Source organism: Rossellomorea sp. SC111 (genome assembly GCF_024733565.1).
GTDB lineage: Bacteria > Bacillota > Bacilli > Bacillales > Bacillaceae_B > Rossellomorea.
The window spans coordinates 25,425-39,276 of record NZ_JANIOC010000013.1; the positions used below are offsets into that span (position 1 = coordinate 25,425).

At 45.1% G+C, this 13,852-nt stretch carries 12 protein-coding genes, 1 other RNA gene and 1 other annotated feature; of the genes, 1 reads left to right on the forward strand and 12 read right to left on the reverse strand.

Annotated features, from left to right (window positions below; translation table 11 throughout):
• Positions 1-244 precede the first annotated feature (244 nt).
• The 10 genes from NQ095_RS16830 to NQ095_RS16875 all read right to left on the reverse strand — a co-directional run bounded on the left by NQ095_RS16830 (position 245) and on the right by NQ095_RS16875 (position 9,029).
• Positions 245-1,195 carry an ABC transporter permease gene (locus tag NQ095_RS16830; RefSeq protein WP_258264604.1) on the reverse strand — a complete coding sequence of 317 codons (951 nt, stop codon included), beginning with the start codon at positions 1,193-1,195 and terminating at the stop codon, positions 245-247.
• Positions 1,188-2,114, reverse strand: coding sequence for an ABC transporter ATP-binding protein (locus NQ095_RS16835; RefSeq protein ID WP_258264696.1), 927 nt, complete (start codon positions 2,112-2,114; stop codon positions 1,188-1,190). Before NQ095_RS16835 ends, NQ095_RS16830 begins: the two co-directional genes overlap by 8 nt.
• Positions 2,114-2,824: an ABC transporter ATP-binding protein gene (locus tag NQ095_RS16840; RefSeq protein ID WP_258264605.1), complete on the reverse strand. Its 711-nt coding sequence runs from the start codon at positions 2,822-2,824 to the stop codon at positions 2,114-2,116. The genes NQ095_RS16835 and NQ095_RS16840 overlap by 1 nt, the downstream gene beginning before the upstream one ends.
• A 2-nt stretch (positions 2,825-2,826) precedes the next feature.
• Positions 2,827-3,201, reverse strand: coding sequence for a GntR family transcriptional regulator (locus NQ095_RS16845; RefSeq protein ID WP_258264606.1), 375 nt, complete (start codon positions 3,199-3,201; stop codon positions 2,827-2,829).
• A 3-nt stretch (positions 3,202-3,204) separates the two neighbouring features.
• On the reverse strand, positions 3,205-3,984 hold the full coding sequence (locus NQ095_RS16850; protein WP_258264607.1) for a hypothetical protein: 780 nt from the start codon (positions 3,982-3,984) through the stop codon (positions 3,205-3,207).
• A gap of 195 nt (positions 3,985-4,179) precedes the next feature.
• A complete protein-coding gene (locus NQ095_RS16855; RefSeq protein WP_258264697.1) occupies positions 4,180-4,944 on the reverse strand; it encodes a tRNA threonylcarbamoyladenosine dehydratase in 765 nt (254 codons plus the stop codon).
• A gap of 199 nt (positions 4,945-5,143) precedes the next feature.
• Positions 5,144-5,333, reverse strand: a non-coding RNA gene (gene ssrS / locus NQ095_RS16860) — 6S RNA.
• 70 nt (positions 5,334-5,403) lie between these two features.
• Positions 5,404-7,170, reverse strand: a complete 1,767-nt coding sequence (aspS, locus tag NQ095_RS16865) for an aspartate--tRNA ligase (RefSeq protein WP_258264698.1) — start codon at positions 7,168-7,170, stop codon at positions 5,404-5,406.
• Between the two features lie 31 nt (positions 7,171-7,201).
• Positions 7,202-8,476: a histidine--tRNA ligase gene (hisS, locus tag NQ095_RS16870; protein ID WP_258264608.1), complete on the reverse strand. Its 1,275-nt coding sequence runs from the start codon at positions 8,474-8,476 to the stop codon at positions 7,202-7,204.
• A gap of 76 nt (positions 8,477-8,552) precedes the next feature.
• Positions 8,553-8,782, reverse strand: a binding site (T-box leader).
• 70 nt (positions 8,783-8,852) lie between these two features.
• Positions 8,853-9,029 carry an RNA polymerase subunit sigma-70 gene (locus NQ095_RS16875; RefSeq protein WP_098353229.1) on the reverse strand — a complete coding sequence of 59 codons (177 nt, stop codon included), beginning with the start codon at positions 9,027-9,029 and terminating at the stop codon, positions 8,853-8,855.
• A gap of 160 nt (positions 9,030-9,189) precedes the next feature.
• Here NQ095_RS16875 and NQ095_RS16880 point away from each other — a divergent pair, with 160 nt between their 5' ends.
• Positions 9,190-10,992, forward strand: a complete 1,803-nt coding sequence (locus NQ095_RS16880; protein WP_258264609.1) for an N-acetylmuramoyl-L-alanine amidase family protein — start codon at positions 9,190-9,192, stop codon at positions 10,990-10,992.
• A gap of 52 nt (positions 10,993-11,044) precedes the next feature.
• Here the strand turns inward: NQ095_RS16880 and dtd are convergent, their stop codons facing one another.
• Together dtd and NQ095_RS16890 are read right to left on the reverse strand one after the other, a co-directional pair.
• On the reverse strand, positions 11,045-11,488 hold the full coding sequence (gene dtd / locus NQ095_RS16885; RefSeq protein WP_258264610.1) for a D-aminoacyl-tRNA deacylase: 444 nt from the start codon (positions 11,486-11,488) through the stop codon (positions 11,045-11,047).
• A 13-nt stretch (positions 11,489-11,501) separates the two neighbouring features.
• Positions 11,502-13,691, reverse strand: coding sequence for a RelA/SpoT family protein (locus NQ095_RS16890; RefSeq protein WP_258264611.1), 2,190 nt, complete (start codon positions 13,689-13,691; stop codon positions 11,502-11,504).
• Positions 13,692-13,852: the final 161 nt, after the last annotated feature.

Genomic DNA, 13,852 nt, shown 5'->3' on the forward strand with positions numbered 1-13,852 from the left:
GAGGCTCAACTCACGCCCCGCGGAAAGCGAGCACCTGTAGCGGAAATCAACCACTACCTTACTACATCTTAAAGCAACGATGTTTACGTAAACATCCAATGAAAAATCCGAACGATTTCGATTTTCAATAAAGAATTTCGAATAATCGTTCGGATTTTCTTTCAACTATATACTTTTGTCCTAACCTCTTTGTTATTTTTTCAATATTTTGTCCAGCAGCGGTGGCTAGACCCTCGAGGCTTTTCTATGCCGCTACGTCCCTTTTGTTGAATACCAGGAAGGTAAGCAGCTGGAAGATGATGAAGTAAATGATCAGCATGGTGATGGAGAAGCCCATGGTCATGCCGTCGACGAGTGGCGGTGTAAAGCCTGTGTACTGAGTCAGGTCGGTGTTGGCGAACAGACTGTATTTTGCCCAGTCGAATTTAAGGGCAAGCAGGCTTGTGGCATTGCCCCCGACGAATAGTAGGAATAAAGAAATTCCGATCGCCAGCGAGCTGCTTCTGAACACAGCTGAAATCATAAAGGCCATGGTAGCCATCATCACGATATTGACGGTTTGTAATAAGTACGTTTTGATCAAGTATCCAACGATATTCTGTTCAACCACTTTCCCATCTACAAATGCCAGATGAGTGGACTGATCTGTCCCTCCGAACAATATAAGTCCAAGAAGGACTGATACGACGAATAATAATAACAACATACTCAAGCCGTACAAAATGACGGTGAAATATTTAGAAAGAAGGATCTTGGTACGTGAAATAGGGCGGATGAGCAATAGCTTGATGGTCCCCCAGCTGAATTCACTTGCGACGATACCTGCTGCCACGATGATGGTAAATAATCCGACAACCAGAACGATATTGGCATTCGTTTCTACGAATGTCCAAGTCGTTTCTTTTACTTTCGGTTCAATATCGTTCTCAATCCGGTATTCATTAATCGCGACTCTTCGTTCAGTGTCTTTTTTAATGAATTTATTTAAATTAGGAGTTTCAGCCAACATTTGCTTATCCGATTCCACCTGGGCTGAAAGTTCCTGTTTCCAATTATTCATTTCTTTCGCTTTCGAATCACTATACTTGGTGAAAGCGCCTGTCACTCCAATAATGAGAATCAACAGCCCAAGCATGACAAACGTTCCCACCCGCTTGAAGATTTTGGTCCATTCATTTCTAATAAGACTAAGCATGCATGACCTCTCCTTTATCATTTGTAATTTCCAGGAACCTGTCTTCCAATGTTTTCGCTACAGGCATGACACTGTATATTTGTACATCGGCTTCTACCAGTGCCCGGATAACATCCGGTACTTGTTCTTTTGTCAGGGCCACCTGGACTTGTGATCCTTGGGATTCAAACTTTATTCCGGGATCGAAACTGTTAAGAACGGCTTTAATTTTTTCCACATCGTTGATTTCGAAGTGATAGACCTGTTCAGATCCTTCTACAAAGTCCCTGACTTGTTGCACATCGACAAGCTTACCGGACTGGATGATCCCGATCCGGTCACACATCATCTCCATTTCAGATAATAGGTGACTCGATACGATGACCGCCATGCCCTCTTCCTCGGCAAGTTTTCTGATATATGCACGGATTTCACGGATTCCCGCCGGATCAAGGCCATTTGTCGGCTCATCGAGAATGAGTAGTTTCGGTTTATGGAGCAGGCACTGGGCAAGTCCCAGACGTTGTCTCATTCCAAGGGAGTACGTTTTCACCTTATCATTGATACGGTCCGTTAAACCGACCAGTTCGATGACTTCTTTCATTCGTTCATCGGTAATTCCTTTTTGCATGCGGGCAAAGTGCTGTAAGTTCTGATATCCCGACATGAACTTATAAAGCTCAGGGTTTTCAACGATGGCCCCCACATCCTTAATGGCGCCTTCAAAGTCTTTCTTGATGCTTTTTCCTGAGATGAGGACATCTCCTTTTGATATATTCATCAATCCAACGATCATTCGGATCGTGGTCGTTTTCCCTGCTCCATTCGGTCCAAGGAAACCGAATACTTCCCCTTCGTACACGTCGAACGTTAAATTATCAATGATGGTTTTTCCTTTGATGACTTTGGAAACACTTTGTAATTGCACAACCGTCTTCATCATTTCATCTTCCCTTCTGATTTTGTTGTCTTCTTCAACCACTGCAGGACAGATAAACCTTCTGATTCTCTCAGCTCTTCCACCTGACAATGGCCTATTATTTCTCCATCCGATATGATATAGGCTTCATCCAGGATCGCTTCAATCTCATCGATTTCATGGGTCGCTATGATCACGGTCTGCTGTCCGAAATCAATATAAGAAAGAAGGCCTTTCACGATCGTGTCCCTCACCATGGGATCCAGCCCCGAGAATGGTTCATCGAGAAGCAGCACTTCCGTGTTGCGGGACAATGCCAATACGAGCTTCAGCCTGCCCCGATTCCCCTTCGATAAGTGCTTGATCTTCTTCCCGCTATCAAGCTCCATGAATTCGACCAGTTCATGCGCTCTCCCTGTATCGAAATCAGGGAATTGAGAGGCGTAAAACCGGATCATTCCCGCAACGGTGAACGCTTCATAAAACATATCCAATTCCGTCAAATAGGCGACTTCACTGGCGCTTTTCCTGGTTACTGTTTTTCCATTCAAGGAGACCGTCCCCGCGTTCGGGAGCACTAGCCCGGCAATCATTTTTAATGTGGTGGATTTCCCGCTGCCGTTCGGACCGAGGAGTCCATATATCTTCCCTTTTTGAAAATGAAAGGATGTCTGGTTCAGTGCTATATCGTTCCCGTACTTCTTGGTGACACCTTCAAATTTCACAACCACCTCTATTCCTCCCCTCTTCGATCCAGATATTTTTCAACACCCTGGATCATTTGATCATTCGAGAGACCCAGTTCCTTCATGTTCCGGATGAAAGACTCGATCACTTCCTTCTGGACCTTTTCATTCAGTTCTGTCAGAACCTCATCCTTTTCCGTCACAAATGTTCCCTGCCCTCTTCTCGTCTCCACGATGTCCATCCTTTCTAATTCACTGTACGTACGCTGAATGGTATTCGGATTCACTCCTGATTGAACGGCCATTTCCCGGACGGAAGGCAGTTTGTCACCAAGTGCTAACTCTTTCCGCACGATCTCACGGATGATTCGATCAGCAATCTGCAGGTAGATGGGCTTGGAAGCTGTATATTCTTCTGTCATAAGCTACACCTCAACCTTGCGATCCAATAACCGGCAGGAAATGATGAAGACGATGATCATGATCATGCCTTCAAACAGGAAAGGCATGACCGGGAATGGGATCATTTCAGCATCGAAGCCTGCATTCGCCTCATTGGCACCCACAGAGAAAAAGAATCCGGAACTCACCTTAACGGTAAAGGTTTCAAAGAAGAGTCTTTCCACCCAGTCAATGCTCATCAGAAAAGCCACTGCACTTTGATAAACAATGATGAATCCCGCTATCACGATCCAGCGGATATTCTTGAGTGACGGATACTTTGAGAGTGAATGGTAGAGCGTCCACAGGAATATCGTCCATCCGGAAAAGTAGAGTCCGACAATCGTTACGCCAAGATTAAAGAGAATGCCTTCTTTGATTGGCCAATAAGAGAAGAGAGAATCCTCTTGAAAAATGACCATGGTCAGAACCCCCAATATATCTACTACTAACAGTGATAGAGTGGAATAAATAAAGGCGATGATAAGTTTGGATAACAGGAGCTTAAATCCGCTATGGGGACTATGAAGCCACAACTGGGTTTTTCCTTCCACCCTCAGCATGGAGCAGACAATCCCCGGAAGAAAGGCGAAATGGAAGACTCCGATCATTATGAGGAAAATTTGTGTCACGCTTGGCTCATGGACATAATGGCCAATCACCAACCCTATGACAAAAATGAGAAAAACAATGGCAATCCATCCATAAAACCAAATACTGGAGGTTTTGAAGTCTTTCCAGAGAAGACCTTTAAACGCATTCATCCTTACCCTCCTCCGAAATGTGTTTTAGTGTTCTAGTTAGATAGTACACTATGACAGAATAAGACGTCAATCTTTTTTTCACCTATTTATTGGAATTTTTTCAGGTGAGTGATGCCCTTTTGAAATAGGAGGGAGAAGGAAGGACAGACAAAAGGACTGAATCCACCTTGGGGATTCAGTCCTTTTGAAGAATTATTATTTGTCTTTTACTCTTTTGATTTCGATATCCTTCAACAACTGGTTCATCACATGACTCGCTGCAATCAGGCCGGCCACGGAAGGAACGAAAGCGTTGGAAGACGGAGGTAGCTGTGCTTTACGGATCTTCGCATCATCCTTCCCGACTTCCTTTCTGATTTCTTCACGGATGACGATCGGGCTCTCATCAGAGAAAACCACCGTCACACCTTTTTTGATTCCTTCTTTTTTCAGGCGGGTACGGATCACCTTGGCGATTGGATCTGTATGCGTCTTGCTGATATCGGCAATTTTGAAGCGGGTCGGATCGGTTTTATTCGCCGCTCCCATGCTCGCGATCAATGAAATATTTCGTTTCAGGCATTCTTTCATTAAATGAATTTTATAGGAAATCGTATCAGAGGCATCAATGACATAATCGATTCCCTGAGCAAAGAATTCCTCGTATGTTTCTTCCGTATAGAACATTTTCAAAGCGATGACTTCACAGTCCGGATTGATGTCCATAATGCGGTCCCTCATCAGATCAACCTTTGGCTGACCCACAGTAGAGAGCAATGCATGGACCTGACGATTTACGTTGGTGATGTCCACATCATCTTTATCCACTAACACTAAACGGCCTACACCGGAACGGGCTAACGCTTCAGCTGCAAAGGATCCCACTCCCCCTATTCCGAGTACGGCCACCGTACTATTTTTAAGGGTTTGAAGACCTTCTTTGCCGATCGCTAGTTCATTTCGAGAAAACTGGTGTAGCAAAATAATCAACTCCATTATAAGTATTCAACTAGGTTTATACTGAATTAGAATAAAGGATAGGGGACCGAAAATCAACATGAAATGTTGTCCTTCTCTTTCGTTTACCCTATTAAGAGAAGATTTAGTCCCGACAAAAAAGCCAGGCTGCTGTGAGCCTGGCTTTTTATTCTATGACATCTTCATTATCATATTGGTTTGGACGAGTCCCAATCGTGCCGCCGCCATCATTTCCTTCGTTTTGAACCCGCTCTCGGCAGGTGGGTGCTTTATCCCACTATTTGTTAGTCCCCGGCACGGGGCATGAACGCCTAGCGGAAACATCAAGCTCCCGAAGTTTGAATTGTTCGGTCAAAACTGTTAGGTAAAAACGTCGTACACATCAGGACTCGTTTGTGATTGTCTAAATAATATCATACCACCAGGATGATTTCAACGAATGACCCCCGGTATTTAATTACATTATTCTACATCGAGTGACAAAGACAGCTCTTTTAATTGAGCTTCACTTACTCCACCCGGTGCGTCTGTCAATACACAGCTTGCACTTGCCGTTTTCGGGAACGCAATCGTATCACGGAGGTTTGTGCGACCTGCAAGGAGCATCACTAAACGGTCCAGTCCAAGGGCAATCCCGCCATGTGGGGGAGTTCCGTATTCGAAGGCTTCCAATAAGAACCCGAATTGCTCTTCCGCTTCTTCTTTCGAGAATCCAAGCACCTTGAACATTTTTTCCTGGATGTCACGCTCGAATATCCGGAGTGATCCGCCTCCAAGTTCATATCCGTTCAAGACAAGGTCGTATGCTTCAGCACGGACAGATGCAGGGTCCGTTTCGAACAGTTCGAGATCCTCTTTCACCGGCATCGTGAATGGATGATGGGCTGCATAGTAACGGTTCTCGCCTTCATCAAACTCAAGGAGCGGCCAGTCTGTCACCCACAGGAAGTTGAATAATGTTTCATCTATCAGCTTCAATTCCTTCCCTAATTTCAAACGAAGGGCCCCAAGTGCATCTGCCACGACTGATTTTTTATCAGCTACAAATAGTAGAAGGTCTCCTGCTTCTGCATTGGCTGAAGTCGTAATCGCCGAAGCATCATCTTCACTCACAAATTTGGAGATCGGCCCTTTTAAGCCTTCTTCTTCTACCTTCAGCCAGGCCAACCCTTTTGCTCCGTATCGGGAAACAAACTCAGTCAATCCATCAATGTCTTTACGTGAATACTGGGATGCCCCGCCTTTGACATTGATCAGCTTCACTTGCCCGCCATTCGCGATTGCGCCGGCAAATACTTTGAAACCTGAATCCTTAACGATTTCGGATACATCGATCAGTTCCATGCCGAAACGTGTGTCCGGTTTGTCAGAACCATAACGGCTCATGGCATCGTCATACGTCATTCTCGGAATAGGTAATGAAACGTTTACGCCTTTCACATCATTCATGAGCTTCTTCATCATATCTTCAACTAGTGAAATGATCTGTTCTTTATCCATGAAGCTCATTTCCATATCGATCTGGGTGAATTCAGGTTGACGGTCTGCACGAAGATCTTCATCACGGAAACAGCGGGCGATTTGATAATAACGGTCGAATCCGGAAACCATCAACAGCTGTTTAAAGATTTGTGGTGACTGTGGCAAAGCATAGAATTCACCTTTATGAACCCGGCTCGGAACGAGATAATCCCGTGCCCCCTCTGGCGTACTCTTCGTTAAGATCGGGGTTTCCACGTCCAGGAATCCGTTATCGTTCAAGAAATTGCGGAATGATGTCGTTACATTATGACGCATCTTGAAGGTTTCAATCATCGCGGGACGACGAAGGTCCACATAGCGATACTTCAAGCGGACATCTTCTGACACTTCCATCTGATCGTCTATCATGAAAGGCGGTGTCTTGGCTTCATTGATGATTTGAACCTCTTCGACGTGAATCTCGACTTTTCCGGTTTTCAGGTTGGGGTTCACCGTTCCTTCTCCCCTGGCGACGACCGTACCTGTCACGCTTAATACATATTCATTACGTATTTTCTCTGCAAGGGCAAGAGCCTCTTCAGATAAATCAGGGTTAAAGACGACCTGCACGATTCCCTCTCTGTCACGAAGGTCGATGAAAATCAATCCTCCCAGGTCCCTTCTCTTTTGCACCCAGCCTTTGATCGTGATTTTCTCACCGATGTATGTTTCCGTTATGTCTCCACAATATGCGGTTCTTTTTGTCATCATGTTCTCCTCCTTATCAAATCAACGCGTCCTATTTGCCAAGCTTCGTCTTCACATTTTCCACAAAATGATCCAGGTTCACTTCTTCCTGTTCACCAGTAGACATATCCTTTAGATTGATTTTATTTTCCTGTAATTCATTATCACCGATAACCGCCACATATTTCGCTTCATACCGGTCGGCCGCTTTGAATTGGCCTTTCACCTTGCGATCAAGATAATCTTTCTCTGAAGAAACCCCTGATGCTCTCAATTTGTGAAGAAGCTTTACAGCATAATCTTTCGCGTCTTCACCCAATGATACGATGAAGCATTCGACCCCTTGATCAATTGGGAGTTCGACCCCTTCTGCTTCCAATGCCGAAAGCAGCCTTTCAATACTGAAGGCAAATCCGATCCCAGGCGTTTCTGGCCCACCGATCATTTCAACCAGACCGTTGTAGCGTCCCCCTCCGCAAAGAGTCGTTATGGCGCCGAAGCCTTCTGCATCACTCATGATTTCAAAGGCCGTGTGGTTATAATAATCAAGGCCGCGGACGAGGGTCGGATCGACGACGAATTCAACATCCATGTCTGAAAGGTGAGTTTGAACTTTTTCAAAATACTGTTTCGATTCGTCATTTAAGTAGTCAAGAATCGATGGTGCAGTTGACATCAATTCATGATCGCGGTCCTTCTTACAATCAAGGATCCGTAATGGATTCTTCTCCAGGCGATTCTGACAATCGCCGCAGAATTCATCGATTCTCGGTTTGAAGTGATTGATCAATGCCTCTCTGTGTGCATTCCTGCTTCCGGCATCACCAAGACTATTAATCACAAGCTTTAGTTGAGTCAATCCTAATTTCTTGTAGATTCCCATTGCAAGCGAGATCACTTCTGCATCAATTGCCGGGTCTTCACTTCCGAGAGCTTCGACGCCAAATTGGACAAATTGACGGTACCTGCCTGCCTGTGGTCTCTCGTAACGGAACATCGGACCCGAGTAGAAGAGCTTCGTCGGCTGATTCGGGTGACCGAACATTTTATTTCCTACAAAGGAGCGGACAACAGAAGCGGTCCCTTCAGGTCTGAGCGCCAGACTTCTGCCTCCCCGGTCTTCGAACATATACATTTCTTTCTGTACGATATCCGTCGTATCCCCCACTCCACGGGTGAACAGTTCACTCGCCTCGAAAATCGGGGTGCGGATTTCTTTATACTGATAGTTGTGACAAAGGGTCTTCGCCACTTCCTCTACATACTGCCATTTTTCCACTTCACCAGGCAGGATGTCCTGTGTACCTCTTGGAATCTGAATGGACAAGATGATTTCCTCCTTTTATCGTGCACATTGATCTTTATGTAAATAAAAAAAGCCCTCAGTCCCTTGTATATCTCATACAAGGGACGAGAGCTGTTATTCCCGTGGTGCCACCCTAATTGAAGTCTATGAAAGACCTCCACTTAGCCAGTTAACGCCTGGTACGTTCATCTCCTACTAACGAATCGTTTTCAGAGAGAAACCTCCTGAGTGTTCATTCACTAAGTCACATTGTAGAAATGCTCTCAGCCAAGGCATTTCCTCTCTTTACACGGGGGGTTAGCTACTATGCTCGATCAACGGTTTTTGTAAATGTTATTTTATTTGTATAATGATACGGTTGCCGCAGGTCCATGTCAAGAGGTTAAAGAAAATTTCGTCAGGATCTCTCCATTTTCTTTTTCAATAATTTCACTTCCCGTAACGATAATCCGAATTCGGAAGCAAGCTCTACATTCAACGCATCTTTTTCACGTTCCAAAAACTGGTGGAAATCCACTCCAAACAACTGGTTATCACCATTTGCGTTCATGAATCCTTTTTCACTCGACCTCAAGTCCACTCATCCTTTCAACAAACATTCCTATCCTTATCATTTCCAATTACCTATTTTTCTTTCGTTTTAAAGGGATTTTATTTTTTTTATCGTATTAAAACCTTAAGGATATCTTAAGGAACTCCCCTTCTTAAAAAAATTTCACAGTGGGGTTCAACACTTGAGCAGGAAAATCCGATATTACTATGGGTGTTTGTATTTCGTACAGGAGGTGACGAAGATTAAGAAAGTAATCACATCAATGTTGATTGTGCTCTTGATGTTCCCGCTGCAGCCCTTCATGAATGAGGCACATGCGGAAACCGGAAAGGTCACAATCAGTGTTTCGAACCTTAATGTCCGCACAGGACCGGGACTGAGCTTCCCCGTTTTGACAAAGGTACAGAGAGGGGAAGAGTACAAAATAGTAGAAACGCAAAAGGATTGGTATAAAGTCGAAACAAGCAGTGGGGACGGCTGGGTGGCCGATTGGCTCGTCACAGTGGAAGAATCCGCTTCCAGTGATTCACCCCCCCGTGAGGGTCAGGTGAACACAGACGGTCTACGTGTCAGAAAAGGACCGAGCACTTCAGACGAGGTCGTGACGGTATTACAAAATGGAGATACGGTGACGGTTACAGAAGAAGATGGGGACTGGCTGCAGATTGAATCAGGAAGCACCACGGGCTGGGTCCACGGTGAATACATAACCGGCAGAGAATCCTCACAAGACAAAAAACGTTTACACAAGCAGGGAATCATCACCGATGATGCTTTGAATGTCCGATCCTCACCCTCTCTGCAAAGTTCCGTCCTTGGGGTACTGAATAAAGGAGATGAGGTGGAGGTGACCGGAAGTGTTTCCGGTTGGTACGAGATCATGTTCGGCGATGAGATCGCCTGGGTCAGTGATGCTTTCATAGAGTTCTCTACCGGTTCTGATCAAGGTGAAACAAGCCGATCAGATGAAGGATCATCCTCCACGGGAGAGATGATCGGGATCATTTCTGTACATGGTCTCAATGTCCGTGATGAAACTTCACTGAACGGTCAAATCGTCGGCAAGGTGGCCAAGGGCGAAAAATACGCCTTATTGAAAGAGAAAAATAACTGGTATCAGATCAAGCTTTCCAATGGAAAAAAAGGATGGATCGCCGGGTGGTATGTCCAAAAAACGGTGACAGCCGCTGCCCACGAACGGATCGGCTCGAATGAAAACGTCACGATTCTATACAACGGCACAAATATTCGCAATGAAGCAAACACCCAGGCAAGTGTCGTCAAACGAGCCGCAAGTGGGGAGACCTATCAAGTAATGAGTAAGGATGGAGACTGGTATGAGGTGGAATTAGCCGATGGCAGTGCTGGTTTTGTAGCCGGCTGGGTCGTTTCGGTCCGTTCTGCAGCAGGTGAAAACACAACGCCCTCCCGCAAAAAAACCGGTGGTCTCGAAGATAAGGTGATCGTGATCGATCCCGGACATGGCGGAAGGGACAGTGGTACTACGGGAGCAAGTGGTACACTGGAGAAGCTTCTTACCATGAAAACCGGAGAACTCCTTGCGGAAAAATTGAAAAGCGCTGGGGCAAAGGTCAAATTAACAAGAAAAACCGATGAATATTTATCGTTACCATCAAGGGTATCATTATCTCATTATAATCAGGCAGACGCCTTTATCAGCATTCACTTTGACAGCATTATGGATTCTTCCATAGCAGGTCATACGACTTACTACTATCAAAACCAGCAGAAAGAGCTGGCAGAGGAGATCCACGGCAGCCTCTCGGATCGATTACCCACCTCAGACCGTGGTGTCCGAATCGGGGATTATCATGTCATCCGTGAAAACAACCGGCCAGCCGTCCTTTTGGAATTAGGATTCCTCAGCAATCCGTCAGAAGAAGCCAATGTCAATACTCAGTATTTTCAAGATTTGGCTGCAACGGCCATCTATCATGGTTTAAGTGACTACTTCTCAGAGTGATGTCCATTCAAATAAAGAAGGCTGATTCCCTTAGTGGAATCAGCCTTCTTTATTAGGTTTTACTCTCAATCAAGAGTGTAACAGGACCATCATTCGTCAGATTGACATCCATCATCGCACCGAATACACCTGTTGCCAGCCTCACTCCTTTTCCCTCGAGAATCTCATTGAAGTAATCATAGATCACTTCGGCATGATCGGGTTTGGCTGCATTCATGAAATTCGGCCTTCTTCCCTTTCGGACATCTCCATACAGGGTGAATTGGGAAATGGAAAGAATCTCCCCTCCCACATCAAGGAGGGAGTGATTCATCTTTCCTTCATCATCTTCAAAAATGCGAAGGTTCACAACCTTTTCTGCCACATAACGGGCATCTTCTTCTGTATCTTCATGGGTGATCCCCACAAGCAGTACAGCGCCTGACTGGATTTCTCCCGTCACTTCTCCATCAACGGTGACGGAGGCTTCTTTACTTCTCTGCAGTACAACCCTCATAAAGAAATCTCCTTTAGTTCATGATTCGTCTTACAGCATATACATCTGGTATCTGTTTGATTCTCTCTACCACTTTGTGCAAATGGGAAATGTTTTGAATCGATATGGACATATTGATGGTGGCCACTTTGTTCCGGTCCGATTTTCCACTCACAGCCGATATATTCGTCTTCGTTTCATTCACCGCCTGAAGGACTTCATTCAGGAGTCCTCTGCGATCATAACCAGAGATTTCAATATCGACATTATATTCTTTCCGGTCATTCCCGTCGCTTTCCCATGATACGGGAATGAGGCGCTGTTCCACTTCGTCCGCCATGACATTCGTACAATCCGCACGATGGACCGAAACGCCTCGCCCCTTTGTAATGAAGCCGACGATTTCATCTCCCGGAACCGGACTGCAGCAGCGTGAAAGCCGGATAAGGAGATTATCGATCCCCTCTACCTGTACACCTGCATCTTTTTTCCGCTTGACGGGTTGAGCATTCAATTCCTTCATCGTTTCTTCCAGATTGTCTTCCTGTTCCCGCTTCTTTCGGTGTTTTTCCGTTAAACGGTTGGCGATTTGAGCGGCTGTGATCCCGTTATACCCGACGGCTGCATACATATCATCCTCGTTGGAGAAATTGAATTTCTCAGACACTCGCTTGATGTTTTCGGGATGGAGGATTTCCTTCACATCGAAATCCTGATTCTTGATTTCTTTTTCGACCAGCTCACGGCCTTTTTCAATATTTTCTTCCCTGCGCTGTTTCTTGAAGAACTGCTTGATTTTATTCTTTGCCTGGGAAGTCTGGGCAAGCTTCAGCCAATCCTGACTGGGACCATACGAATGTTTGGACGTAAGGATCTCGATGATATCCCCCGTTTTCAACTTGTAATCAAGAGTGACCATTTTCCCGTTGACCTTTGCACCGATCGTTTTGTTGCCGATTTCCGAGTGGATCCTATAGGAAAAGTCGATGGGAACGGAGCCTGATGGCAATTCCAATACGTCTCCTTTAGGCGTGAATACAAAGACCATATCGGAAAACAGGTCGATTTTAAGAGATTCCATGAATTCTTCAGCATTGGCCGATTCATTCTGGAACTCGAGTATCTCCCTGAACCAGGAAAGCTTCTTCTCGAATGAAACAGGTTCATTCGCTTCTTTCCCTTCTTTATACGCCCAGTGTGCCGCTACCCCGTATTCAGCGATTTGGTGCATTTCAAGGGTCCTGATCTGCACTTCCAGTGGGTCGCCTTTAGGACCGATCACCGTCGTATGAAGGGATTGGTACATATTCGGTTTCGGCATGGCGATGTAATCTTTGAACCTTCCGGGCATCGGTTTCCAGCATGTATGAACGATTCCGAGTACAGCATAGCAATCCTTGATGCTGTCTACTACAACACGCACGGCAAGCAAGTCGTAAATTTCATTGAATTGTTTGTTTTGCAGTGCCATCTTACGGTAAATGCTGTAAATATGCTTAGGTCGTCCGGAAATTTCAGCCACGATTTTCACATCGCCAAGCTTATCTTTCACTTCATTGACGACTTCCTCTAAGTATTGTTCACGCTCGGCACGCTTCTTCTTCATCAAATTGACAATACGATAATACTGTTGAGGATTTAAATATCGGAGCGACGTATCTTCCAATTCCCACTTGATCTTTGAAATCCCTAACCGATGGGCCAAAGGAGCGAAGATTTCAAGTGTCTCATTTGCTATTCTCCGCTGCTTCTCCTGTGGTAAATGTTTCAGTGTTCTCATATTATGGAGGCGATCTGCCAATTTAATGAGGATGACCCTGATATCCTGAGCCATCGCCACAAACATTTTCCGGTGATTTTCAGCCTGCTGCTCTTCATGGGATTTGTATTTAATCTTCCCTAGCTTCGTGACCCCATCAACGAGCATGGCCACTTCGGCATTGAACGCTTCTTCAATTTCACCGAGGGAAATGCCCGTATCCTCCACGACATCATGAAGAAACCCTGCAGCAACGGTTGCCGGATCCATCTCCAGGTCCGCCAGTATCCCTGCCACCTGGATGGGATGGATGATGTATGGTTCACCAGACTTTCGGTATTGCTCAGTGTGGGCATCCCTAGCATACTCGTATGCCTTCTGGACCATTTCAACATGCTCATCGTTTAAGTATGCTCTTGTTTTATCTATAACCTGTTCCGGGGTTAGTACTTGATCTTTAGCCATGATCAAAATCACCTTTGTATTTTAATATAGTTCACGATTGTTTGATTTTAATGATTGTTACTATTATCAAAAAAAAAAGAGCTTCTGTAAAGGGTTTAGTGGAAAATTCTCAGAATCCATCTGATTTTGTCGATAAATGTCGATTCTGTTATTCTTGAAAT